The following is a 25,440-nucleotide window of genomic DNA, read 5'->3' on the forward strand; positions in this document are numbered from 1 at the left end:
GAGGCGTTTTCTATCAGTCGTCGCCGCCGGCGATGCCGAAGATCTGCAACAGGCTGATGAACAGGTTGTAGATCGACACGTACAGGCTGATGGTGGCCATGATGTAGTTGCGTTCGCCGCCGTGGATGATCGCGCTGGTCTGGTAGAGGATCATCGCCGAGGAGAACAGGACGAAGCCGGCGCTGATCGCCAGTTGCAGGCCACTGATCTGGAAGAACAGCGATACCAGCACGGCGCCCAGCAGGACGAAGAAGCCGGCGGTGATGAAGCCGGACAGGAAGCTCATGTCCTTGCGGGTGGTCAGCACATAGGCGGACAGGCCGAAGAACACCAGGGCGGTCATGGCGAACGCCGAAGTGATGACGCTGCCGCCGTTGGGCAGGCCGAGGTACATGTTGAGGATCGGGCCGAGCGTGTAGCCCATGAAGCCGGTCAGGGCGAAAGTGCTGACCAGACCCCAGGCGCTGTTGCGCAGCTTCACGGTGAGGAAGAACAGGCCGTAGAAGCCGATCAGCACCACGAACACGTTCGGATAGGGCAGGCGCATCTGCTGCGAAACGTAGGCCACCAGGCCGCTGAAGGCCAGGGTGAGTGCCAGCAGGCCGTAGGTATTGCGCAGAACGCCGCTGACTTCACGCTGTTCCGCGACGGCGGAGTTCAGCTGATATTGCTGTTCTTGCATGGTGTGGGTACTCCTTAACGGGAACGGGTCCATGACGTACTGATGGGCATGATAGCAAAGCCTCTGCCAGGGCCAATCGATAGAGTTTGACAGTGTGTTGCTATCCGGTACTATGGCGCCCCGCGATGCGGAGGTGTGGCCGAGTGGTTTAAGGCAACGGTCTTGAAAACCGTCGAAGGGGAGACTCTTCCGTGAGTTCGAATCTCACCGCCTCCGCCATATCCGCGTACTGAAAAGCCCCGCTGAGCGGGGCTTTTGCATTTTCGGGGCGCCGCTCTTCCGCACTTCCGGGTCGTTTCCGCAGCCTGCCCGGCGTCGATTCGATGACTCTCCGATTTCGTCGGGTAATGGCTTCAGATCACGAAGAAGCCGTGGGTTCCGTCGCGACCGAGTTGCTCCACCAGGCCGAACTCCCAGTCCAGGTAGCCCTGCATCGCTTCGCGCGGATTGTCGGTACCTTCGTAGGGGCGGCGGTAGCGGTCGATGCGCGGCGACGCCAACAGGCTTTCGCCGTCTTCCGTCGGCAGGCCCGCGGCGACCCAGGCGCTGGTGCCGCCGTCGAGAAGGAACACTGGCTTGCCGCTGAGTGCCTGGACTTCCGCCACGGCGAAGCGCGCCAGCAGGCTGCTGCCGCAGGTGAGTACGTAGCGCTCGGCCGTGCCCAGCCGTTCCAGTGCCTGCTTCAACTGGCTGCGCAATACCCAGGCGGCGCCGGGGATGTGGCGTTTCGCATAGTTGGCGCTGGCGGTGAAGTCGAGCACCCGGGTGCCCGGTTCGCCCAGCCAGTCGGCGAGGGTGGTCGGGTCGATGGTGTCGGCCCGGGGTTGCCTCGGCAGCGGCGCGCTCCAGGCGCCTCTCTCGCTTAAGTCGGCGTCGGAGAGTCCGTCCAGTACCGCGACCTGCCAGCCCATCTGGGCTAGCCAGGAGGCGCTCATGTTGGCGCGTACGCCATCGTCGTCCACCAGTACCAGGCGCGCGCCGCGCACGCTGGCGACATGGTCGGTTTCCTGAACCAGCTGGCCACCGGGCGTGGAGCGGGAGCCAGGCAGGTGACCGGCTTCGTATTCCTCGGGCGTGCGTACGTCGAGCAGGTAGGTGGTGCGGTCGTGCTCGTCCTGCCATTGGGCCAGACCGGCCAGGTCGAGGCGTTCGACGCCGGCGCGGTCGGCGACGGCACGGGCGCGCTGGGCGGCGGCCTTGCGAGTGTCCTGGGAGATCGCACCGAAGCGTCGCGTCTGGCCGTGTTCCAGTTGCTGACCGGCCAGCGTCCAGCCGATGGTGCCGTTGCGTAATGCCGCCACCGGGTTGGGGATGCCGGCGTTGAGCAGCGACTGGGTACCGATGATGCTACGAGTGCGCCCGGCACAGTTGACTATCACCCGGGTGCGCGGGTCCGGCGCCAGTTCGGCGACGCGCAGCACCAGTTCGGCGCCGGGCACGCTGATGCCGCCGGGGATACTCATGGTCTGGTATTCGTCGAAACGACGGGCATCCAGGATCACCGCGTCGGCCCTGGCGTCGAGCAAAGCCTGTACTTCCTCCGCGGCCAGCGATGGCGTGTGGCGCTCGGCCTCCACCAGTTCGCCGAAGGCCTTGCTTGGCACGTTCACATCCCTGAACAGCTCGCCGCCGGCGTTGCGCCAACCGGACAGGCCGCCATCGAGCAAGGCCACGTCGCTGTAGCCGAGGTCGAGGAGGCGTTGCGCGGCGACCGGCGCCAGGCCTTCGCCGTCGTCGTAGACGGTAATCGGCGTGTCGCGGCGCGGCACCCGGGCATGGATCTCCAGTTCCAGCCTGGACAGCGGCAGGTTGGCGGCGAACAGGGGATGGGCCTGGGCGAACGGGTCCTCCTCGCGCACGTCGAGCAGCGCCAGCTCCCGGCGGGCGAGGAGAGCGGCGCGGATATCGTGGAAGGTGCGTACGGCGATCTGGCTCATGCGGGGTTCTCTTTCGACAGGTCCCAGATATTGGGCAAGCGGCTGTTGGAATAGCCGGAAATGAAGGGTTTTTCCTCACCTTCGGCGCTGAACACGGCACGCCGTACCGCACCGATATTGGCGCCGTAGACGTGGATACTGATGGATGTGCGGTCGCTGAAGGCGTTGCTCACCTGGTGCACGTCGCCAATGCGTGGCGACAGCGCTTCGACCTCGCCGGGCTCCAGGCGTCGACGGGCTCCGCTGGGATGCGGACGCCCCCCCGCATCGAAGGCGTACGGCTGCGAGTATTCGGCCCCGCGGAGCATGCCGATCAGGCCCCAGACCCGATGATCGTGTACCGGTGTGATCTGGCCCGGCCCCCAGACGAAGCTGACCACCGAGAAGCGCTGCCGTGAGTCGACATGCAGCAGGTACTGTTGGTAGCGCTGTGGATCGGGGCGGGCGCAGTCTTCCGGCAGCCAGTCGTCCTGGCGCACCAGCTCGGCCAGCAGGGGGTGGGCTTGGGCGAGCAGGGTGGATTCGTCGGGACGGCTGTCGAGCAGTGTCGCCAGCTCGCCGATGAACTGGCGCAGGCGGTCGAGGCGCAGGATGGATGACATGCGGGGATTCACTCCGGGAAGTTCTGGCGGTACGGTAGCAAACGCTTTTTTATTCCTGAAATGCATTTTGAATCTAAGCTAATATGCGAGAAATGCAATTGGTGCCGGCCCCATGAAAATCGATGACATCGACGCCTTCGTCGCGGTGATCCGCAACGCTTCCCTGAGCCAGGCCGCCGAGAGCCTGGGCCTGACCCAGTCTGCGATCACCCGGCGGGTACAGAGCCTGGAGGAGTCCCTCGGAGTGGCATTGCTGGACCGCAATACCAAGCCGCTCAAACCCACCGCCAGCGGACTGCAGGTCTACGAACAGTGCCGGCGGGTGCTGCGCGAGGTGGATGGCCTGCGCGAACTGGTGGCCGGTGACTCCACACCAAGTGGCGTGCTGCGCCTGGGCGTGCCGCAGAGTATCGGCGAGGTGGTGTTGCTGGATGCCCTTCGGCGGCTGGCCGACGAGTACCCGGAGCTGCGCGCGCAGGTCGGCACTGGCTGGGGCAGCCATTTGCTGGCGCGCCTGGAGAATGCCGAACTGGACGCGGCAGTGGTGTTGTTTCCGCCAAGCAAGGTATTCCCCGAAGAACTCGGCGCCACGCCCCTAGGGCGCATGGAACTCTGCGTGGTGGTCGCCCGCGACAGTGCCATCCAGGCGCGACGCCTGCTCGATTGCTACCACCATGGCTGGGTGCTCAACCCCGATGGCTGCGGCTTCCGTGCCGGCCTGCAACGGGCCCTGGCCGATCAGGGCCTGGGCCTGCAACTGAACCTCGAGACTTTCGGCAGCGAGCTGCAACTGGGCCTGGTCGCCGCGGGCCGGGGTCTCGGCCTGGTGCCGGCGCCGGCCCTGGCGCGTAGCCGCTACCGCGATCAGTTGCAGGTGCTGCAACTGGAGGATTTCCAGCCGCTGATCCAGCTCTGGCTGGTGCGTCCGCGCCTGCTGGGCAATCTGGAGACGCCGGCACGGCTGTTCGGCAGGGCGGTGGCCGAGGGGTTGGATATGCAAGCCGGTTGAGTAGCGGCGCCGGGAGATCCCCGGGAGACGGGAGCGTGAATGAGAAGGGGCTGCAGTCGGGATCAACATTCCCCTGCGAGCCCCTTTTCGCTTCAGAGGGAAGAGGGAGCGAGGGCGGCTACGCATAGTGTCCGCCTTGGGAAACGCAAAGACGGAAAAGCTAAATATGCGCGTTTAGCATATTAAGATATGACAAAAATGAATTTCCATCATGTAGTTTCAGCCTGTAGCTTCTAAGAAAAGCTCCCATGCAGATGTTTTTCTTATAACGACAGCCGCCAACCTTATCAGTCGAGCGGCCCAGGCGAGGGCAACAGCGTGAGCGTGGAAATTCTCGGCATGATCACCGCCACACCGAGTTCCGAGGTGGACCAGGCGTTGGGGGAGGCTGTGGACGCCGGTTTCGTCCGGCGTTTCGCCCAGGCCCATGAGGACGCCGGCTTCGACCGGGTGCTGGTGGGGTATTTCAGCAATGCCGCCGAGGGCGCGGTGGTCAGTTCCTTCGTCGCCGCTGCCACCCGGCGCCTTGGCGTTCTCCTGGCCTATCGCCCGGGGGTGATTGCAGCGCCGCTGGCGGCACGCCAACTGGCTACCCTGGATCAGTTCAGCGAGGGCCGCCTGGCCCTGAACGTAGTCAGTGGTGGTAACGACGAGGACCTCGCGCGCGATGGCGACTACCTCGACCATGACCGCCGCTACGCCCGTACCGACGAATACCTGCAAGCCCTGCGTGCTATCTGGACCGCCACGGGACCGGTGGATTTCGACGGCGAGTTCTACCGCTTCCAGCGCGCCTCGCCAGCGGTGCGCCCGCGCCAGTCGCCGCACATACCGATCTATTTCAGTGGCTCCTCCGACGCAGCCATCGAGGTCGCCGCCAGGCACGCCGACACCTACATGCTCTGGGGCGAGCCGCTGGCCGCGGTCGACGGGCATATCCGCAGAGTGCGCGCCGCCGCCAAGGCCCAGGGACGCGATCCGCGCTTCTCGGTGTCATTCCGGCCGATCGTCGCGGATACCGAGGAGGCCGCCTGGAAGCGTGCCGCCGAGGTGCTCGAACAGGTCCGCGAGAACCGTGCGCGCCTCGGTCTGCCGCTGCGCGACCACCAGCCGCAGAATGTCGGTTCGCAGCGCCTGCTGGCCGCCGCCGAGCAGGGCGAGGTGCTCGACAGCCGTTTGTGGACCGGCGTGGCCCGGCTGACCGGGGCGCGCTGGAACTCCACCGCCCTGGTAGGCACCCCCGAGCAGGTTGCCGCTGCGCTTGGCGAGTACTACCGGCTGGGCGTCTCGACCTTCCTGATTCGAGGCTTCGATCCGCTCGGCGACGCCGTGCGCTACGGCCAGGGCCTGATTCCCGCCATACATGACCATATCGCCCGCCTGCCGCTGTTGCGGCACGCCGGTTGAGGAGCTCCGATGAAACTCAAGCAATACCTGCTAACCAGCTTCGCCACGCTTCTGCTCGGTGCCTCCCTGGCCCAGGCCGCAGAGCTGCCGACGTTGCGTGTGGGCGACCAGAACTACTACAACGTTCGGGCTTCCATGGAGGCCTCGGGAGTTCTCGAAGGCGCGCCTTACCAGGTCGAATGGAAGCATTTCCAGTCCGCCGCGCCGGTGGCCGAAGGGTTGCAGGCCGGAGCGCTGGACCTGGGTTTCCTCGGCGACTCGGGCTTCATCTTCCTCGCCGCCAAGGGTGCGCCGGTGAAGCTGGTCGGCGTCTCGCGGCAGAACCCCGATACCATAGCCCTGCTGGTGCCGAAGGATTCTCCGGTGCGCAGCATTGCCGATCTCAAGGGCAGGAAAGTCGCCTACTGGCCCGGTGCCTGGAGCCAGCAACTGACCTTGCGCGCGCTGGAGAAAGCCGGCCTGCCGAAGGACTACGTGGAGTTCGTCAAGCTGATGCCGATCGACGCCGCCGCCGCCTTGCCGCGCGGCAGCATCGATGCCTTTCCGGTGTGGGAGCCGTATATCTCGCAGCAGATCGTGGTTTCCGGCGCACGGCCGATTCTCACCGCCCGCGACCTGATGCCGGGGCTGTCCAGCATCGCCGCCAACGCTGCTTCCATCGAGCCCAGGCGCGCGCAGATCGCCGACTTCCTCGGCCGCCTGCGCAAGGCACGGGCCTGGGTCGAGGCACACAAGGAGCAGTACGCTGACCTCTGGGCGCAGAAGGCCAATCTCGACCGGGCAGTCTCCCGCCATTGGATCGGCCAGGCCGGCATGAGCGTCGGCCCGGTAGACGCCCAGGCCGCCACCGACTACCAGGAGACCGCGGATTTCCTGCTGCAGACCGGTGCCTTGCCCAAGCCGTTCGACACTTCCACGGTGATCGACACGTCCTTCAACGAAGCCTTCCACTGAGTACGGACCATGAGCATCCAGTTTCTCGGCATGATCGGCCATCGCCTGGCCTCGGAGACCCTCGCGCCGGTCGGACCTATCCTCGACAAGCCTTACATCGCCGCTTTCGCACGCGCCCACGAAGAGGCCGGCTTCGATCGAATCCTGGTCGGCTACTGGTCGGACCAGCCGGATGGATTCCTGGTGGCCGCCGCCGCTGGCCTGGCCACTTCCCGGATCGGTCTGCTGCTGGCGCACCGCCCCGGTTTCGTCGCCCCGACCCTGGCCGCGCGCAAGCTGGCGACCCTCGAACACCTCCTCGACGGGCGCCTGGCGGTGCATATCATCAGCGGCGGCAGCGACGCCGACCAGCGCAAGGACGGCGATTATCTCGACCACGACCAGCGCTATGCCCGCAGCGACGAATTCATCGAACTGCTCAAGCGCACCTGGACCAGCACCGAACCCTTCGATTTCCACGGCGCGCACTACCGCGTGGAGCACGCCTTCTCGGCCATCCGTCCGCAGCAGAAACCGCACATTCCGGTGTATTTCGGCGGCTCCTCGGAAGCCGCGCTGAAGGTCGCCGGCAAGCAGGCCGATGTGTTCATGCTCTGGGGCGAACCCCTGGCACAGGCCGCCGAAACCATCTCCGCTGTGCGCGAACAGGCGCGCTCGAATGGTCGCGAAGTGGAATTCAGCCTGTCGTTCCGGCCCATCCTCGGGCGCACGGAGGACGAGGCCTGGGCCAAGGCCGAGGCGATACGCGCAAGCGCCGGCGCGCGCCTGGGCGAGGCCGGCTTCCCCAAGGGCAAGCCGCAGAGCGTCGGCGCCCAGCGTCTGCTCAAGGCGGTGGAGCAGGGCGAGCGCCTCGACGAGCGCCTTTGGACCGGAATCGCCAGGCTGGTCGGTGGCGGGCACAACTCCACCGCCCTGGTCGGTACCGCGGAACAGGTGGCCGACGCCCTGCTCGCCTACTACGACCTGGGCGTGCGCAATATCCTCATTCGCGGTTTCGATCCCCTCGCCGATGCCGTGGAATATGGCCGCGAGCTGATCCCGCTGACCCGCGCCAAAGTCGCCGAGCGCGAGCGCCGGCGCGCCACGGCCTGATCCCATGGCCGTCCTGCAGACTCCCTCGGCGGCGTTCGATGAACGGCTGCCAGAACTGACCCGGCAACTGGCGGAAAGCGCCGATGCCCATGACCGCAGCGGAGATTTTCCCCATGCCAACCTGGCCCTGCTGCGACACTACGGGCTGCTCGCCCTGGCCTTGCCGCCTGCGCTCGGCGGTCCCGGCGCCAGCCTCGGCGAGCTGCGCCGGGTAATCGGCGCGGTGGCTCGCGGCGAACCCTCCACGGCCCTGGTGCTGTGCATGCAGTACCTGCATTTGCGGCGCCTGGCCGATAACCCCGATTGGCCCGGCGCGCTCAAGCGGCGCGTGGCGCGCGAGGTGCTGGAGCAGGGGGCGTTGATCAATAGCCTGCGCGTGGAGCCCGAGCTGGGTTCGCCGTCACGCGGCGGTCTGCCGGGTACGCTGGCGCGGCGTGTCGGCGACGGCTGGCAGCTGTCCGGGCACAAGCTCTACACCACCGGCATTCCCGGCCTGACCTGGCTGGCGGTATGGGCGCGCAGCGACGAGCCGATCCCCCGCGTGGGTACCTGGCTGGTGCGCCGCGACAGCCCAGGCATCCGTATCGTGGAGAGCTGGGACCATCTGGGCATGCGCGCCAGCGGCAGCCACGAGGTGCTCTTCGAAGAGGTGGCGGTGCCTCTGGAAAACGCCATCGGCCTGCATCCCCACGACCAGCCTCCGGCGCCGGACCAGGCCGTGCTGCGCGACTTCGCCCAGGCTAGCGCGGTGTTGCTCGGCGCTCTCTACGACGGTATCGCCGGGAGCGCCCGCGAGTGGCTCGTCGGCTGGCTGCGCGAGCGCGTGCCGGCCAGTCTCGGCGCGCCGTTGGCGAGCCTGCCGAGGATGCAGGAGGCGCTCGGCGAGATCGACGGCCTGCTCCTGCAGAACCGCCTGCTGCTCGATGCCGCGTGCTGCGGACAGTTGCCCGCCAGCGACTCCGGGCTGCTCAAGGTCGCGGTCATCGACAACGCGTTGGCGGTGGTCGAGAAGGCCCTGGAACTGAGCGGCAACCACGGCCTCAGCCGGCACAATCCGCTACAGCGGCACTACCGCGACGTGCTTTGCGGACGTGTCCACACGCCACAGAAAGATAGCGTCTGGAGCGCGGCGGGGAGGGCGGCGCTGAGTCTTTGAAACGTACCTCCCACGATTCTCGACCCTGGCCTTGTCGGCGACCGCACCGGCGGAACGGATAGCCCAGGATAGCCCCGGCTCCGTGCGGAGCTGCCTGGAGATTGCCCATGAAACGACCCCTGTGTGTGCTTGCCGGCCTGCTGGCCGCGACCCTGCTGGCTGGAGCCGCCAGCGCCGCCGACCTCATCAGCCTGCGCCTGGGCGATGTGAAGGGCGACCGCTACGCCGCCCTGCGCGCGTCCGGCGAGCTCGACGACCTGCCGTACAAGCTGGAAATGTCGGCGTTCCCCTCCGGTGCACCGGTGCTCGAGGCGCTCAACGCCGGGGCCCTGGACATAGGCTTTACCGGCGACATCCCGTTCCTCTTCGTCTACGCTGCCGGCGCGCCGCTCAAGGCGGTGGGCGCCTGGCACTTCAACCCGGCGACCGTGGCGCTGGTGGTCGGCAAGGACTCGCCGATCCGTTCGGTGGCCGGCCTCAAGGGCAAGCGCATTGCCGTCAATCGCGGCGGCTGGGGGCATTTCCTCGCCCTTGGCGCGTTGCGTCGCGCCGGCCTCGGACCGCAGGACGTAAGCTTTTCCTTCCTTGGTCCGGTGGACGGCCGCGCCGCCCTGGTGCGCGGCTCGGTAGACGCCTGGGTGCCCTGGGAGCCCTATACCTCCAGCGCCGTGCTGCTCGATCAGGCGCGGGTCATCGACAACGGTGCCGGGATCATGACCGGCTACTCCTATGCCCTGGCCAGCGACGCTGCGATCGCCCGCAAGAAGGCCGCGATCAGCGACCTGCTGACCCGCCTGGCGCGTGCCCAGGCCTGGGCCCTGAGGCATCCGGAGGCGTTCGCCGAGGCCCTGGCCAAGGATCTGAACATGCCGCGCGAAGTCACTCGGCGCTGGGTTGGCGAGGCGCGCATCAGTCCTGTGGTCTTCGGTCCGGAGGTTGCCGCCACCTTGCAGACCGCCGCCGATTTCTTCCATGCCGAAGGCGTGCTGCCGAAGTCGCTGGAGGTCGCCCCGGCGTTCGACTTCAGCCTGTCCGCCGGTGCCGCCGAAGTGGCCCGCCAGTTGCCCGCCGACCTCCGCGTCGGCCAGCGTTGAGGAGTTACGGAATGCGTCAGACCCTGAGCCTGTTCCTGCTTCTCTGCCTGCTCGTCGGCCAGGCCTGTGCCGACGAGCGCGTGACCCTGCGCCTGGCCGACCAGAAGGGCAACATGCGCGCCCAGTTGGAGGCTGCCGGCGCGCTGGACGACCTGACCTACGACATCCGCTGGTTCGAATTCCCCGCCGCCGCCCCCCTCGCCGAAGCACTCAATGCCGGTGCGGTGGATGCCGGCATCATCGGCGACGCGCCATTGCTCTTCGCCCTGGCCGCCGGTGCCCGGCTGAAGGCCATCGCCGTCGACAAATCCGATCCCTACGGTACCGCCGTGCTGGTGAGAGGGGATTCGCCGCTGCGCTCGGCCAACGACCTGAAAGGTCAGCGCATTGCCACCGGCCGCGGTTCCATCGGCCACTTCGTCGCGCTCAAGGCCTTGGCCTCGGTCGGGCTGGGCGAGAAGGACGTCGAATTCCGCTTCCTCGGCCCGGTGGACGCGAAAATGGCCCTCGCCAATGGTTCCGTGGATGCCTGGGCGACCTGGGAGCCCTACACCGCGTTCGCGGAGACCGCCGACAAGGCTCGGGTACTGGTCGACGGGCGCGGCCTGTGGGCTGGCAACAGCTTCCTCGCTGCTACCGATAGCGCACTGGCCGACCCGGCGAAACGCGCCGTGCTGCAGGACTACCTGCAACGCCTGGCCAGCGCCCAGCGCTGGGCGTACCTGCACCTGGACGAGTATTCGCGAAGCCTGGCGCAGATCATCGGCTTCCCCGAGGACGCCGCGCGCTTGCAGTTCGAACGCCGGCGCTTGCGTTGGCAGGCGCTGGATGAGCGAACGCTCGGCCAGCAGCAGGAGACCGCCGATTTCTACCAGGCCCATGGATTGATTCCGCAGCGCCTCGATGTGCGGCCGACCTTCGCCAGCGGCTTTGCGGTCAGGCAGGCGTCGGATGCGGATATCCGGTAGGCGCTGTCCGGGCATTAATTGATAACTATAAGTTATTTATCGATTGTTTTTTATTCCAATAATCTATCCGTTCCGTCGCCGGCAGCTGGAACTCCCGTCCCTGCGGGCGCTCGCACCTATCCCAGGAGTCATCGCATGTCTCGTCCGTTCCTGCGTCGCTTGGCCATCGTGTTTGCCGCTTCCGTCGTCCTGTCGGGCATTGGTGGCGCACAGGCCGAGGAGGTCCTGCGCATCGGCTTCCAGAAATCCTCGACTCTGCTGACCCTGATCCGCAGCCAGGGCACCTTCGAGCGCGAGTTGGCCAGGCAGGGCATCCGGGTGTCCTGGCATGAGTTCCCCAGCGGCCTGCCGTTGCTCGAATCGCTCAATGTCGGCAACGTCGATCTCTCCGCCGACGTCGCCGACACCGTGCCGGTGTTCGCCCAGGCGGCGGGTGCTCGCCTGACCTACTTCGCCCGCGAAACACCTTCGCCCGCGGCGCAGGCGATACTGGTCGGCGAACATTCGCCGCTGAAGTCCCTGGCCGAGCTGAAGGGCAAGCGCATCGCCGTGACCAAGGCCGCCGGCAGCCACTACCTGCTGATCGCCGCGCTGGCCAGCGCCGGGCTTGAGTTCTCCGACATCCAGCCAGCCTACCTGACGCCAGCCGACGGCCGCGCCGCCTTCGAGAACGGCAAGGTCGACGCCTGGGTGACCTGGGACCCCTACGTGGCAAGCGCCCAGCGCCAGCAACGCGCGCGGGTACTGGCCGACGGCCAGGGCCTGGCCAGCTACCAGCGCTACTACCTCGCCTCCAGCGACTACGCCAGGAAACATCCTGAAGTGCTCCAGCAGGTCTTCGCCGAACTGCAGCGCACCGGGCGCTGGCTCAAGAGCCACCCGGCCGACGCGGCCAAGGTGCTGGGGCCGCTGTGGGGCAATCTCGATGCCGCTACCGTCGAGCAGGCGAATGCGCGGCGCAGCTACGACGTACAACCGGTGAGCGCAGATGGTCTCGACGAGCAACAGCGCATCGCCGACGCCTTCCACGCCCAGGGACTGCTACCCAAACCGGTGGATGCGCGCGCCGTGGAGGTATGGCAGCCGCGGCACTGAGCGGCGCGGCTGCCCCGAACCCTTCGATGCCGACGTGGCAGCGTGGTGCGGCGCCCCTTTTGCTTTCCAGTGTGATACCCGGAAGAGAGCGTTGGCCGCGACCAACGCTCCGCGGGCACGCGCGTCGCGTGTGCCCGCGCCATTCCCATTGGATCAGCTTGAGGCAATGCCATGTCGACGCTCTGTCTTCCCCACGTACTGTTTCCGCAACACATCATTACCCAGCAGCAAATGATCGAGCACCTGCAACAGTTGCACCGGGACCACCCGCAGCTGGCCCTGGCCGCGCGGATGATCCGCAACACCGAGGTCAGGCAACGCCACCTGTTGCTGCCGATCGAGGCGTTGACGGCACACCGGGGCATCGCACGGCGCAGCGAGTTATACGAACAGGAGGCCCGGCGGATGTCTTCCCGTGCAGCCCGTCAGGCTTTACGTAACGCCGGCCTGCGCCCGCAGGATATCCGCATGGTCGTCGTGACCTCCTGTACCGGTTTCATGATGCCGTCGCTGACCGCTCACCTGATCAATGACCTGGGCTTGCCGGGCTCCACCGTCCAGTTGCCCATCGCTCAGTTGGGGTGTGTGGCCGGAGCAGCCGCCATTGCCCGCGCTTACGATTTCTCCAGGCAGGGACCGGACCGTCATGTGCTGCTGGTGTCCCTGGAGTTTTCCTCGTTGTGCTACCAGCCGCAGGATGCCCAATTGCAATCCTTCGTTGCCGGCGCGCTGTTCGGCGATGCCGTCTCCGCCTGCGTGCTGCGTGCCGACGATGGGGCGAAGGGATTCAGGGTCGAAGCCACCGGCTCCTTCTTTTTGCCTGACAGCGAGCACTACATTCGCTACGAGGTACTCGATACCGGTTTTCATTTTCGCCTGGACAAGGCGGTAATGAAGGCGATCTCGGCGGTGGCGCCGGAGATGGAGCGGCTCAGCCGCGAGCATTTCGACCAGGTATGCGCCCGTTGCGACTTTTTCATATTCCACACGGGCGGCCGCAGGATACTCGACGAACTGGTGGCCCATCTGACGCTCGCCGAGGAGCAGGTCGCGCCGTCGAGAGCCAGCCTCGCCGAGGTCGGCAACGTGGCCAGCGTGGTGGTTTTCGATGTGCTTCGCAGGCTTTTCGAAAATCCGCCGGAAGCTGGCGCCAGGGGCTTGTTGGCCGCCTTCGGCCCAGGCTTCAGTGCGGAGATGGCGCTGGGACAGTGGACGGACTGAAACGCCCGGACCGAAGTGGCGCGGGTGAGTCTGGCATTCGCTCGCGCCGGACCTCGGGCCTGGCTATTGAACCCTGCACTTGCGCAGGAAGCGATTGTCCAGGTTGGCATAGTCATACGGCAGCAGGTCTGCGGCGTGCTGCCCGAGCAGGCGGTGCAGGGTCGAGATGGCATCCGCCGATGACAGGCGCTTCTGTCGCACCCCGTCCATCACCCGACAGGCGCTTTCGAAGAAGTCCTCGTATCCGGGGGCGTCGAACGACAGGTGGCCGGGGCAGCGCGCCGACTCGAGGTGGGCATCGAACGCCGAGCCGGACTGGCCGTCGCGGAGTGCCTGCAGCAAGCCACCCAGATAGGCGCCTCCGAGGTTCGAACCGCTGAGCCAGACGCGATGCCAGGCGTTCCACAGCGGGAAGTCGCGGAAAGCTTCGTACGAGCAGGACACCAGGCGGTCGTTGACCGCCACCGCGTTGCGCAGGTGACGCTCGACGCTGGCGAATCTGTCCAGTTGCCAGTGATCCTGGCGCACGGCGTCGATCAATCGGGGCATCAGGCGCAGGATGGATTCGAAGGTGGTTATCAGGCCGCGGGAGAACAGCGGGTCGATGAAACCTGCGGCTTGTGCCAGCAGGCAGAAGCGTTCGCCAAGGATGGTCCGGCTACGGTAGTTGAGCCGTGGCGCATGCACCCAGTCACGCGCTACGCGGGCCTCGGTGAAGTGCCGGGCGATCGACGGATATCGGTCCAGCAACCTGGAGAACTCCTGTTCCGGCGTGCCGCTGGGCTGGTATTTCAGACAGTTGTACTGGAAGCCCACGCTACATAGCCTGTTGGTACTCTCGGAGTGGTTGTCGAACGGGATGATCCAGAGCCAGCCCTCCTCGAAGATGTGGTGGAGCGTGCTCTGGAACAGGGGGATGGGAGATTGGTCGGTGTTGCTGGCGACTTCCTCGTAAGCCTTCACGTTGAGCATATGGGTGAAGAAGGAGCAGGTGTGGGTTGCCAGGCCATCGGTGGTGCGCACGCCCAGTTGACGTGCGAGCGGCGATCCCTGCGCGGCGGCATCGATGACATAGCGAGCTTGCAGGCTTTCGCCGTCGGCGAGACGGATGGCCACACCCTCGGGAAGGAACTCGAATCCTTCGATGCGCGTGTGGTGGCGGGCGTTCGCGCCGTGCTGGAGCGCGAGCAGCAAGGCGTAGAAGTCGATGTCCTGGCGATACAGGTGGGCCTCCGGAGCGTCCAGCGGCGGGGCGACGACATGCTCGGCAGCGCTGTCCACGCCGGCAGCGTGCCAGGCGAAGCTGAATGCCAGCTTGATCCCGCAGGCGGACGATCCGATGTGTCGGACGATCTGTTCGGGACTGGCGATGAAGGCCAGTTCGGGGATCCCGAAGCGTTGCGCGAGGAGGCGCAGGAGCAGGCCGCTCTCGGGGGTCATGGCCTCGCCGATGGAGAATCGCGGATGTTGACCGGCATCCAGGATGAGAGTTTTCAGACCGTGCTTCGCCAGAATCGCTGCCGAAATCGAGCCTGCGATACCGCTGCCAATGATGACTATGTCGTACGTACGACTCATGAACTAACCCGGTTTGTCGTGGTGGATCTGGAAAGTGTCGTGGTGCGTGACGCGGATGTTAGAAGGAGCCGGCCAATTGAGCTGGCGTCTGCTGGAACGGCAGGTCCCAGTAGGGCGTCTCGCCGATTGCGCTCTTCAGCTCGCTGAGAAACAGCGAGATCTTCGCCGGTACCACCGAACCCTGCGGTCGCAGTGCGTAGATGCCACCCTGTGCCTGCTCCGGCAGAGCGTGTCGGTCGAGAAAGGTCACCAGCCTGCCGCTGGCCACTTCTTCGTGGACCAGCCAGGTCGGCGCATGAATGATCCCCAAACCTTGCAAGGCTCCTTCCACCAGGAGCTCGGCACTGTTCACGGACAGGCGGCTGACCGGCGAGATCCTGATTCGCCTGGTAATGTCGGCGCTGCTGAACTGCCAGCTCAATGAGGCGTTGCTGCAGCCGTTGTGTTGCAGGCAGGTGTGCCGTTCGAGTTCTTCCGGGGTGCGTGGCAGACCGTGCTTCAGCAGGTATTCCGGGCTGGCGCAGAGCACCCGGCGTAGCCCCGCCAGCTTCGAGCAGATCAGGCTGCTGTCCGGCAGGATGCCGAGACGGATGCAGAGATCGAGTTTTTCCCCGACGGGATCGGCAATCCTGTCGTTCAGGGAGAAATCCAGTTTGAGGCCGGGATTCTTTTTCAGCAGTGTGCTGACCAGTGGTGCGATATGTCGCCGGCCGAACGCGACCGGTGCCGAGACTCTCAACGTACCTACGGCCGAAGAGGTGTGTTCCTTTATTTCGTTTCTGGCCTGGTTGATGTTCTCGGATATTTTCCTGGCGTGTTTTAGAAACAGAGCACCGGTTTCCGTCAAGACCAGTTTCTTGGTCGAGCGATTGATGAGTCTGGTCTCGAGTTTTTCCTCGAGGTTGTTTATTCGGCGCATGACCGATGAAGCGGGCATCTCGAAGACTCTGCCGGTTTCCGAAAAACTACCGGTAAGTGCTACGGATATATAGAGGTCGAAATCATCGCTAAATCCAAGTGTTTTCATCCTATGAATACCTTGAAGCGTTATAGTTATATATTGCCAGTTAATATGCACTGGCGATTCGCTATCCCCTTGTATGACCATCATGGAAGGATGTCAAGAGCGAGGTGTAAGCAGTTGCGACATCGGAAAGTTACCCCGTCATTCGATTGCGGCGACATCCTGTTGACCTTGGAAAGTCATGAAACCGAAACCGGAAGATATAGCCGGACGTAACCAGGAGAGTCGATTCGAGCGCGTGTATCGTTTCACTTCAGGCAGATACTTTAGGCATGTTCATACAATGGTCGAGATGCTCTTCGTCCCTTGATCTGCATCAAGGTGACGGGGAGTGGATCCTGTAGTTGCGCTGCGCGCGAATATTGTAATTGGTAGTCATTGTCAAGCTGTGACAATTAGCAGGTCGTCCGGCCTCGGCGCAGCCTCTTCAGGGAACCGCGAGCTCCCGCATGCCATTGCTTGCAGCGGCTTGGACGGTTGCCATGGCGATTCCTTCCGGGAACGTTGCGCGATAGTCCCCGTACCGTCCTAGAGCGCCTTTGCGCAGCCGCAAAGGCCTTTTGCGGATTGCGCTATTCAAATTCCAAATGTTCTCGTGGAAGGTTGGCTGGCAATTTAATTCGTGCCGCTTAATGAACTTCTAGGGGACGTGCTCATGGATATGGAAGAGATTAAGGGAAAAATACGTCGTTATATTATCGACGACCTTGTCGGTGATGGTGTTAAGGAAAACGAGTTGCAGGACGATACTCCGCTGCTCGAGTGGGGGATATTGAATTCCATGAATATCGTGAAGCTTATAGTTTTCGTCAGGGATGAAATGGGAGTGCATATTCCCTCGACGCACATAACTGGAAAGTATTTCCGGGATATCAATGCGGTTTCCACGACCGTCATGCAGCTCAATGCCGAACCGGCTTGAATCGAGGGAGTTTCTCATGGGTGATTATGATTTCGACGTAGGCATCATCGGCGGAGGCCCAGCCGGTTCCACGATGGCGTCTTATCTGGCCAAAGCTGGTATCTCGTGCGCCGTATTCGAGAAGGAGCTGTTCGAGCGCGAACATGTGGGAGAGTCCCTGGTGCCGGCCACCACGCCGGTCCTGCTGGACATCGGCGTGATGGACAAGATCGAGAAGGCCAACTTCCCGCGCAAGTTCGGTGCCGCCTGGACCTCGGCGGATTCCGGACCGGAAGACAAGATGGGTTTCCAGGGGCTGGACCACGACTTCCGCGCGGCGGAGATCCTCTTCAACGAGCGCCAGCAGGAAGGGGTCGATCGTGACTTCACGTTCCACGTCGATCGCGGCAAGTTCGACCGCATACTCCTGGAGCACGCCGGTTCGCTGGGCGCGAAGGTCTTCCAGGGCGTCGAGGTGGCGGACGTCGATTTCGTGAAGCCCGGTGATGTCCGCCTTAATGTGAAGCTCGGCAACCAGAAGGTCGGCATCAGGACCAGGATGGTGGTTGACGCCAGCGGACGCCATGTCCTGCTCGGGCGGCGCCTGGGGTTGCGGGAAAAGGACCCGGTGTTCAACCAGTTCGCCATCCACGCCTGGTTCGACAATTTCGATCGTCGCTCGGCAACGCGCAATCCGGACAAGGTCGACTACATCTTCATCCACTTCCTGCCTCTGACCAACACCTGGGTTTGGCAGATCCCGATCACCGAGACCATCACCAGCATCGGCGTAGTCACGCAGAAGCAGAACTACACGAAATCCGGCCTTTCATACGACGACTTCTTCTGGGAGGCGGTGAAGACCCGCGAGAACCTCTACGACGCCCTGAAAGCCTCGGAACAGGTGCGTCCGTTCAAGAAGGAGGCGGACTACAGCTACGGCATGAAAGAGGTCTGCGGCGACAGCTTCGTCCTGGTCGGCGACGCTGCGCGCTTCGTCGACCCGATCTTCTCAAGCGGTGTGAGCGTGGCCCTGAACAGCGCACGCATTGCCAGCAAGGACATCATCGCTGCGGTCAGGAACAACGACTTCGGCAAGGCCAGCTTCGCCGAGTACGAGGGAATGATCCGCAACGGCATCAAGAACTGGTACGAGTTCATCACCCTCTACTACCGCCTGAACATCCTTTTCACCGCCTTCGTGCAGGACCCTCGCTATCGCCTGGATGTGCTCCAGCTTCTCCAGGGCGACGTGTACAGCGGCGAGCGGTTGAAGGTCCTGGACAAGATGCACGAAATCGTCGCCACCGTGGAAAGCGATCCCGATCACCTCTGGCACAAGTATCTCGGTGACATGCAGGTGCCGACCGCAGAACCGGCGTTCTGATGGGCAATACCCACATGGAGGAGTGATTCGGATGGTTCCGAAGGCATCTGCGGGTTTCGAACCCGTCGCAATCATCGGCAGCGCTTGCCGTTTTCCCGGCGAAGCGTCGTCGCCGGAGGCATTCTGGAACCTCCTTCGTCGTGGGACCGATTTCGTCGGGCCGGTCCCCGCGGGCCGCTGGGATGGCGAGGCGATTCACGACGCTGGTGCGAGCCGTCCCGGTACCACCTATTGCCGGGAGGGGGCCTTCCTTGATGAGGTGGACCGCTTCGACGCGCGTTTCTTCGGGATATCCGCTTCCGAGGCTCGCGAAATGGACCCCCAGCAGCGGCTGCTGCTGGAGGTCGCCTGGGAATGCATGGAACGGGCGGGGCTCTGCTCTGAACGCCTGAAAGGTTCCCGCACTGCGGTCTACGTCGGCATGCTGGGCATGGATTACCTTACCCTGCATGCGCGCGAGGCCGGTATCCCGGCGATCAATCCATTCTATGCGGCTGGCAAGGAGTTCAGCTTCGCCGCCGGGCGCATCGCCTATCACCTTGGCGTGCACGGTCCGGCGATGGCGGTGAGCACCGCCTGCTCCTCTTCGCTGGTGGCGATTCACCTGGGTTGTCGCGCCTTGCAGAATCGCGAGGCGGACCTGGCGATAGCCGCTGGCGTCAATCTGATGCTGTCGCCCGAGCTGACTATCTACATGAGCCAGATCAAGGCGATTTCGCCGAGCGGACGCTGCCGGGTCTTCGACGCCGCCGCCGATGGCATCGTCCGCGGCGAAGGGGGTGGCGCGTTGCTGCTCAAGCGTCTGGAGGACGCTCGAGCCGACGGCGACCCGATCCTGGCGGTGATTCGTGGCTCGGCGATCAACCAGGACGGCGAGAGCGCCGGCCAGACCGTGCCCAACGCCAATGCCCAGGCCGCTGTGGTACGCGCGGCACTCGACGCTGCGGGGCTGGAGATCGACGACATCGCCTATGTCGAGGCCCACGGGACCGGAACGCCCCTGGGCGATCCGATCGAGCTGTCGTCGCTGGCCGAAGTCTTCCGCCAGCGGAAGAAACCTCTGCTGGTGGGATCGGTCAAGGCCAACATGGGGCACCTCGATGCCGCCGCCGGCATGGCTAGCGTGATCAAGACGATGCAGTTGCTGCGCCATGGCGAAGTACCGCCGCAGTTGCACCTGGTCAAGCCGAATGCGCTGGTCGACTGGCAGAGCTCCAGCCTGCGGGTGGCAACTTCCCTTGAGACACTGCCGGAAGGACCGCGCCTGGCAGGCGTCAGTGCATTCGGCCTCAGCGGCACGAATGTCCACCTCATCCTCGAAGGGGCGGATAGCGCTGAAGCGCCGCCGGATGCTGTCGACATTCAGCGGACCTGGGTGCTGCCGGTGTCGGCGAAGACGGAAGCGGCCGTACGCGAGCTGGCGCGGCGCTATGCCCAGGCGCTGCCGGAGGAAGACGCGGCCCTGCGCACCTTCGTCGCCCGGGTGGCCAGCTACCGCGACCACCATGTCCGGCGCGCGGCGCTGGTCGGTGGCGACGCCGCGAGCCTCCGGCAACAGCTTGCGTATCTTGGCGGTGGAACGCTTGCTGTCAGCGAGATACGCGACGGCAAGCCGGCCGACGGGCCGGTTTTCGTCTATACCGGCCAGGGCGCGCAGTGGCTCGGCATGGCCACCGGCCTGCTGCAACGCGAGCCGGCCTTCCTCGAGACGATCCGCCTGTGCGATCGGCACATGCGCGAGTGGTCCGGTTGGTCGATCGAAACCGAGTTGCTCAGGCCGGCGGGGGAGTCCCGCCTGCACCTGACCGAAATCGCCCAGCCGGCGATTTTCGCCATCCAGGTCGCCCTCACCGAATGCCTGCGCCGCTGGGGTGTCACGCCAGGCGCGGTGGTTGGGCATTCGATGGGCGAGGTGGCGGCGGCCTGGTGCGCCGGCGCCCTGGACCTGCGCTCGGCGGTACAGGTCATCTATCACCGCGCCAACGCCATGAAGGGTACCCTCGGCGGCGGCCGCATGATGGTGGTCGGGGCTTCCGCCGAAGAGCTGCAACCCATGCTTGGCCCGTCGCTGGAAATCTCGGTGGTCAACAGCCACGTCTCCTGCGTGGTATCCGGTGAGGCGGGCGCCGTGGCCGCCCTGGAACAGCGCCTGGGAGAAGCCGGCAGGTTCACCTTCCTGATGCCGGCACCCTATGCGTTCCATTCGTGGCAGATGGAGCCGTGCCTTGCCGACATCCAGGCCAGTCTCGCCGACATCGAGCCGGATGCCGCGAAAATTCCATGGATTTCCAGCAGCGCCGCTAACCTGCAGGGCGAATGCGCCGACGCCGCCTACTGGGTGCGCAATGCCCGCGGAGTGGTGCGCTTCGATCGTGCTATCGAGCGACTGCTCGAGGACGGCGCACGCCTGTTCGTCGAATTGGGGCCGCACGCGGTTCTGGCGCAGTCGATCCAGCAACTGGCGGTGCGCGCCGGGAAAGCGGCGCGGGTGTTCAGCGCCCTGCAGCGCGAGGGCGATGGATCCACGGAGCTGGCGGCTATCCTCGCCGGCCTTTACGAAAACGGTGTGGCGCCGGACTGGAAGGCATACCAGGGGGACGCTGGCTTCGTCGAACTGCCTACCTACCCCTGGCAACGCGAGGCCTACTGGTTCCAGGCGACGCAGGGCGTGCCGGCGCGCGCGCAAGCCTTGCATGCCAGGGTGCAGGTGTTCGACGCTGAGGGACGACTCTGTGCCACGGCCGAGGATGTCGCCCTGTGCACGGTCGACGAGCCTGCGGCAGCGCTTGCCAATGTTCCGGCGAAGAAGGCTGGGGCGCGCCCGGCGGTCACCCTGGCGCAGGCGCGGGAAGTGGTCAGCGCGGCGTTGTCGGAGATACTCGGGGTGCCATGCGACGAGCTGGATGCCGAAAGGGGTTTTTTCGAACTCGGCCTGACCTCGATCTCGCTGATCGAGTTCAAGCGCAAGCTGGAGGCACGGGTGGGATTGGAACTGCCTGCCACGGTCGGCTTCGACTATCCGAATCTGGAGGCGCTGGCGCGGCGCCTCGAGCAGTTGGGTGCGGCGAAGGAAATCCAGCCGACGACCTGTGCGCCAGCCGCGCGCGGGGCGGATACCGGACACGAGGTGGCAGTGCTGGGGATGGCTTGCCGGCTGCCGCGTGCGGACAGTCCCGAGGCGCTCTGGGAAGTATTGCTCGAGCAGGCGACATGCGTCGTGCCGGTGCCGTCGTCGCGCCTGACCGAGCCGGTCAACACCCGGCGCCATGCCAGCCTGGTCGAGCGCGTGGAAGGGTTCGACGAGGACTTTTTCCGGATCTCGCCACGGGAAGCGGGCAGCATGGATCCGCAGCAACGCCTGTTCCTGATGGTTGCCTGGGAGGCCCTGGAGCGGGCAGGTATTCCGCCGCATGACTTGCGCGAACGCCAGGTCGGTGTTTTCGTCGGCGCCAATGCCCACGACTACGAGGCACGTTTGCTGGCCTGCGCCGCCGGCATCGACGCGAACTACGGTACCGGCAGCGCGTTCTCGGCGATTTCCGGCCGACTGTCGCATTTCCTTGGCCTGCGCGGTCCCTCCCTGACCGTGGACACGGCGTGCTCGTCATCGCTGACGGCTGTGCACCTGGCCTGCAACAGCCTGCTAGCCGGGGAGTGCGAGATTGCTATCGTCGGCGGGGTGAACGTCATCGCATCCTCGGCAATCTTCCAATCCATGGGCGATGCCGGTGCGCTATCGGCGGACGGCACCTGCAAGACCTTCGACGATCGTGCCGATGGCTACGGCCGCGGCGAGGGTTGCGGCGTGGTGATCCTCAAGCGGGCGGAACGGGCGCGGGCGGACGGCGACCGGGTCATCGCCGTTCTGCTGGGCTCGGCGGTCAACCATGACGGCGCCTGCGCGGGGCTCACGGTACCCAACGGACCGGCCCAGGAGGCGTTGATTCGCGAAGCGCTGGCCAACGCCAGCCTGTCGGCCGCGGCGGTGGGCTATGTCGAGGCCCATGGGACCGGCACAGTGCTCGGCGATCCGATCGAGTTGCAGGCCCTGGCCAACGCCTATCGAGGTACTGAGCGCGTGCCCTTGGCGGTGGCATCGGTGAAAGGTAACGTCGGACATCTGGAGGCCGCCGCCGGTATCGCTTCGTTGATCAAGGCCTGCCTGGTGGTCGAGCGTGGGGTGATTCCCGGACAGGCTGGCTTCCAGCGTCCTAACAGCCGCTTCGACTGGCAGGCAACGAGTCTCCAGGTGCCGCAGGCCAATCAGCCCTGGGAGGTGCCAGCGGCAGAACGGATCGCGGGCATCAGCGCTTTCGGTTTCACCGGTACCAATGTCCATGTGCTGTTGCGCGGTGAGGTGCGGGACCCCAGCGAAAGGAGCGACGGCGACGGTTCGCGACCCTGGCCGTTGTGCCTCTCGGCGCATACCGACGAGGCGTTGCGGGACATGGCCGCCAGCTACGAGCGCTTCCTGGCCGCTGGCGAAGCGTCCGCAGCGGCGGTCTGCCGTAGTGCCGCGCTCGGCCGCAGTCCGCTCAAGGCACGCCTGCTGGTGTTCGGACGCGGTTCAGCCGAGCTCGCGGTGGCGCTCGCGGACTGGCGCCGGGGGATCGATGCAAGCATGCCTGCTGAGCTGGACGAAGGGACTCGCAGCGCGTGCACGGCCTTCCTGAATGGACAGCCGGCGGACTGGCTCGCGGTGTTCGGCGATGTCCGGGCATGGGTCGACCTGCCGACCTATCCCTGGCAACTGCGTGATTACTGGCTCGAGTATGGCGTCCGGGAGCCGGCGCTGGAGGATGATCATCCGTGCCTGCTGTTGCACAGCCGTGGGATGGGTGGCGAGTGGCAATGGCTGGGTCGCCTGCCCGAGGAAAAGAGCGGCGACGAGACTCACTGGCATCCGTCCGGTGCGCTTCTGCTGGATGCCTTGCTGCAGGCGCTGGCAGTGGCCGAGCCGGAGCGCGCCTTCGCCCTGGTCGAGCTGCGCCTGTCGGTGCCACGATTTTCGCGTTGCGGGCCGCTCGCTTCGCGGCTGACCTTGAGCCTCTCGGACAAGGCCTCGATCACCCTGGCGTTGCGTGGCGAGCATGACCATGAATGGCGTGACGTGCTCAGCGCCGTGCCGTTGGAGTGCGCCTCCCCGGATGTCGATCAGCTCGAACTGTCCCCGGCGGACCTCGGCCAGGCCGAAGCCGGCCTGGTTGCGGCCGCGCTCGAGGGGCAGCGCGACGGCCGGTACGGCAACTATCGCTTTCCTCTGCGCAGCGATGCGGCTCGTCGACGGCTGCTGCTGGCGGAAACCCTCGCGCTCTTCGAAGGCGCCCATGCCGCTCCCGTGGTCGGATTCGCCCGGGTGCAGGTCCTGGACGACCTGCCCGAGCACATTGCGGTGCGGGTTTCCGGCGCCGAACTGGGGCGCCTGCAATCGCTGTACGCGGTCGACGAGGATGGCTGCGTGGTGGCCCTGTTCGAAGGGCCGCTGTTGCTGGCGGACGAACCAGAGCAACTGGCCTTGGCGGATGAACCGGCAGCCTCCTTCCTGGTCGCTCGCTGGGAGGACTTTCCGGATGAGCCGGTGGTACGGAAAAGCGGCGAGTGGCGGCTTCTGCTTCCTGGTGGAGCCGGCATGTCGCGCCTGGTTTCGGCATTCTCGGCGCGCGGGCTGGGCGTCCGCGAGATGCCCTGGGAGGACGTCCCGGACCGCTCGGAGTGGCTGGCCGAGGCTGCGCTCGATACGACCTGTGAGGGCCTGCTCGTGCCCTGCTGCGGTGACTGCGACGAGCAGCGTTTCGCTGACTTTCTGCTCGCCCTGGGGCGGGCGGTGGCGACGTGCCCGACGGGTAAGCCGATCTGGTTCCTGCATCCGCCAGCCGAGCGTGCCGATGCCGCCGCAGCCAGGAGGCTCGGGATACTGTATGGGGCGACGCGGGCGTTGGCGCTGGAACAACCCGCCTGGTGGGGTGGGGTGGTCGAGCTCGACCCGGCCGACGGTCGCGGCCTGCATCGCTTCGCTCGCCTGCTTGTCGGCGTGCCCCGGCACGATCACCTGAAGATCCGCGGAACGCGGGTCTTCGCCCGGTATCTGGAGGTCCGACCGGCCGCGTCGCGCCGAATCGGTAGCGCCTCGGCGGGGGGCGGCACGGTTTTGTTGCATGTCCGCGCCGGTACCGACCTGACGCCCTACCTGCTGCTCTCGCCGGTACGCCGGGCGCGGCGCCTGGTGGTGCTGTGCGAACAGCCACCGAGACTGCCCGTGGAGTGGGCCGGCGCGCCACTGCCGGAGACATTGATTGTCGATTGCGCGGACCGTCGCGCCCTGGCCGAGGTCCTTGGGCGCCTGCAGGCGGAGCAGTCGATCACTGGTTTCATCCAGGCACGGCCGGAATGGACCGCTGGTCGGTTGGAAGAGCCGACATCCGCCACCCGGGTTGCCGCCGCTCGGCGCGAAATGCACGCGCTGGAGAACTTCCATGGGTTGCTGGCGGGACAGCCGCTGGCGTTCTTCCTGATTCTGGGCAGCCTGTCCTCGCTGCTGGGGGGGGCGGGTTTCGCCCACCAGGCGATGGTCGATGGCTTCGCCCTGTGGCTTCACGGCGAACGCCGCCGCGCGGGACTTCCCTGCCAGTTGCTGCTGGGCCTGCAGACCGAGGCCGAGCTGGATGGTCTGCACGAGGTTCGTCAACGCCTGCTGGGCAGCGGCCTGCAGCCGCTGAAGGAGGAGCGGCTCGTTCGGGCGCTCGAGACTCTGCTGGAGGAGCCCGACGGCTGTGTCGGATTGGCCGATGGTGTCGATTGGGCGCAGTTGAAGCCGCTCTACCAGAACGAGCTGCCGTGGCCGCTGCTGGACCGGCTCGGACAGCCGTCCGCGACGGTTCCGGAACGGGCTGCGGGGTTCGCGCGGATGCCCGAGCACCTGAGGCGCAGGGCCCTGGCGGCATTGGTAGCGGAACAGGTCGCCGCAGTCTTCGGCTATCCGGATGCGGATGCCATAGAGCGCAGCAAGGGCTTCACCGAGATGGGCATGTCCTCGGTGATGTCGCTGGATTTCCGTTCGCGCCTCGGCCGCGCGCTGGGTCTCCAGCTGCCCGCCACCTTCGCCTTCGAATACTGCTCGATAGATGCCGTCACCGACTATCTCGCCCTGCACCTGCAGGCCGGGCCCGCACCCGTGTCCACCGAGCCCCCGGCGCGCCCCGCGCAGGAGCCCGGCGAGCGGCGCGAGATATCCGCGCTGTCGCGCAGCGAGCTGATCGACGCGCTGGAAGAGGAACTGAGAGATATCGAGAACTACTAGTTCACCGCACCGCAGGACGACTGAGACCCGATCGAG

17 protein-coding genes and 1 tRNA gene are annotated in these 25,440 nt (G+C 65.5%); 13 read left to right on the forward strand and 5 right to left on the reverse strand.

Annotation, left to right across the window (positions count from 1 at the left end; all coding sequences use genetic code 11):
• Positions 1 to 13: 13 nt before the first annotated feature.
• On the reverse strand, positions 14 to 682 hold the full coding sequence (locus AC1RB9_RS12230; protein WP_003090386.1) for a Bax inhibitor-1/YccA family protein: 669 nt from the start codon (positions 680 to 682) through the stop codon (positions 14 to 16).
• A 129-nt stretch (positions 683 to 811) separates the two neighbouring features.
• On the opposite strand from AC1RB9_RS12230, the gene AC1RB9_RS12235 reads away from it, so the two are divergent.
• Positions 812 to 901: transfer RNA gene (locus AC1RB9_RS12235), tRNA-Ser, on the forward strand.
• 134 nt (positions 902 to 1,035) lie between these two features.
• On the opposite strand, the gene AC1RB9_RS12240 is transcribed toward AC1RB9_RS12235, so the two are convergent.
• Both AC1RB9_RS12240 and AC1RB9_RS12245 read right to left on the reverse strand, forming a co-directional pair.
• Positions 1,036 to 2,619 (reverse strand): rhodanese-related sulfurtransferase, encoded by a 1,584-nt coding sequence (locus AC1RB9_RS12240; RefSeq protein ID WP_003451599.1) that lies wholly within the window; start codon positions 2,617 to 2,619, stop codon positions 1,036 to 1,038.
• Positions 2,616 to 3,221 (reverse strand): 3-mercaptopropionate dioxygenase, encoded by a 606-nt coding sequence (locus tag AC1RB9_RS12245; protein WP_003097613.1) that lies wholly within the window; start codon positions 3,219 to 3,221, stop codon positions 2,616 to 2,618. Before AC1RB9_RS12245 ends, AC1RB9_RS12240 begins: the two co-directional genes overlap by 4 nt.
• A 112-nt stretch (positions 3,222 to 3,333) precedes the next feature.
• On the opposite strand from AC1RB9_RS12245, the gene AC1RB9_RS12250 reads away from it, so the two are divergent.
• The 9 genes from AC1RB9_RS12250 to AC1RB9_RS12290 all read left to right on the forward strand — a co-directional run bounded on the left by AC1RB9_RS12250 (position 3,334) and on the right by AC1RB9_RS12290 (position 13,217).
• The gene (locus AC1RB9_RS12250) at positions 3,334 to 4,230 is read left to right on the forward strand and encodes a LysR family transcriptional regulator (RefSeq protein WP_003451596.1); all 897 of its coding nucleotides are present in this window, start codon (positions 3,334 to 3,336) and stop codon (positions 4,228 to 4,230) included.
• A 339-nt stretch (positions 4,231 to 4,569) separates the two neighbouring features.
• Entirely contained in the window at positions 4,570 to 5,637 is a 1,068-nt protein-coding gene (locus AC1RB9_RS12255; RefSeq protein WP_003451593.1) for an LLM class flavin-dependent oxidoreductase, read from the forward strand.
• A gap of 9 nt (positions 5,638 to 5,646) precedes the next feature.
• Complete coding sequence (locus AC1RB9_RS12260) at positions 5,647 to 6,591, forward strand: ABC transporter substrate-binding protein (RefSeq protein WP_003097609.1); 945 nt, start codon at positions 5,647 to 5,649, stop codon at positions 6,589 to 6,591.
• Positions 6,592 to 6,600: 9 nt separating this feature from the next.
• Entirely contained in the window at positions 6,601 to 7,683 is a 1,083-nt protein-coding gene (locus tag AC1RB9_RS12265) for an LLM class flavin-dependent oxidoreductase (protein ID WP_003097607.1), read from the forward strand.
• Positions 7,684 to 7,687: 4 nt separating this feature from the next.
• On the forward strand, positions 7,688 to 8,839 hold the full coding sequence (locus AC1RB9_RS12270) for an acyl-CoA dehydrogenase family protein (protein WP_003451590.1): 1,152 nt from the start codon (positions 7,688 to 7,690) through the stop codon (positions 8,837 to 8,839).
• Positions 8,840 to 8,946: 107 nt separating this feature from the next.
• Positions 8,947 to 9,933, forward strand: coding sequence for an aliphatic sulfonate ABC transporter substrate-binding protein (locus AC1RB9_RS12275; protein ID WP_003113358.1), 987 nt, complete (start codon positions 8,947 to 8,949; stop codon positions 9,931 to 9,933).
• Positions 9,934 to 9,944: 11 nt separating this feature from the next.
• On the forward strand, positions 9,945 to 10,901 hold the full coding sequence (locus AC1RB9_RS12280; RefSeq protein ID WP_003097601.1) for an ABC transporter substrate-binding protein: 957 nt from the start codon (positions 9,945 to 9,947) through the stop codon (positions 10,899 to 10,901).
• 135 nt (positions 10,902 to 11,036) lie between these two features.
• The gene (locus AC1RB9_RS12285; protein ID WP_003097598.1) at positions 11,037 to 11,996 is read left to right on the forward strand and encodes an aliphatic sulfonate ABC transporter substrate-binding protein; all 960 of its coding nucleotides are present in this window, start codon (positions 11,037 to 11,039) and stop codon (positions 11,994 to 11,996) included.
• A 171-nt stretch (positions 11,997 to 12,167) separates the two neighbouring features.
• A complete protein-coding gene (locus tag AC1RB9_RS12290) occupies positions 12,168 to 13,217 on the forward strand; it encodes a type III polyketide synthase (RefSeq protein WP_003097595.1) in 1,050 nt (349 codons plus the stop codon).
• A 63-nt stretch (positions 13,218 to 13,280) separates the two neighbouring features.
• Here AC1RB9_RS12290 and AC1RB9_RS12295 read toward each other — a convergent pair whose 3' ends face one another.
• Positions 13,281 to 14,795: an NAD(P)/FAD-dependent oxidoreductase gene (locus tag AC1RB9_RS12295; RefSeq protein ID WP_003097592.1), complete on the reverse strand. Its 1,515-nt coding sequence runs from the start codon at positions 14,793 to 14,795 to the stop codon at positions 13,281 to 13,283.
• A 58-nt stretch (positions 14,796 to 14,853) separates the two neighbouring features.
• Complete coding sequence (locus AC1RB9_RS12300; RefSeq protein ID WP_003122611.1) at positions 14,854 to 15,822, reverse strand: LysR family transcriptional regulator; 969 nt, start codon at positions 15,820 to 15,822, stop codon at positions 14,854 to 14,856.
• Between the two features lie 652 nt (positions 15,823 to 16,474).
• Here AC1RB9_RS12300 and AC1RB9_RS12305 point away from each other — a divergent pair.
• Genes AC1RB9_RS12305 through AC1RB9_RS12315 form a run of 3 tightly spaced genes read left to right on the forward strand, consistent with a single transcriptional unit; the run spans position 16,475 to position 25,404 of the window.
• Positions 16,475 to 16,741: an acyl carrier protein gene (locus AC1RB9_RS12305; protein ID WP_003097589.1), complete on the forward strand. Its 267-nt coding sequence runs from the start codon at positions 16,475 to 16,477 to the stop codon at positions 16,739 to 16,741.
• 16 nt (positions 16,742 to 16,757) lie between these two features.
• Positions 16,758 to 18,107 (forward strand): NAD(P)/FAD-dependent oxidoreductase, encoded by a 1,350-nt coding sequence (locus tag AC1RB9_RS12310; RefSeq protein ID WP_003097588.1) that lies wholly within the window; start codon positions 16,758 to 16,760, stop codon positions 18,105 to 18,107.
• 31 nt (positions 18,108 to 18,138) lie between these two features.
• Positions 18,139 to 25,404 carry a type I polyketide synthase gene (locus AC1RB9_RS12315; protein WP_003451581.1) on the forward strand — a complete coding sequence of 2,422 codons (7,266 nt, stop codon included), beginning with the start codon at positions 18,139 to 18,141 and terminating at the stop codon, positions 25,402 to 25,404.
• The last annotated feature ends 36 nt before the right edge of the window (positions 25,405 to 25,440 follow it).

It is taken from the genome of Pseudomonas sp. 20-5, assembly GCF_056782835.1.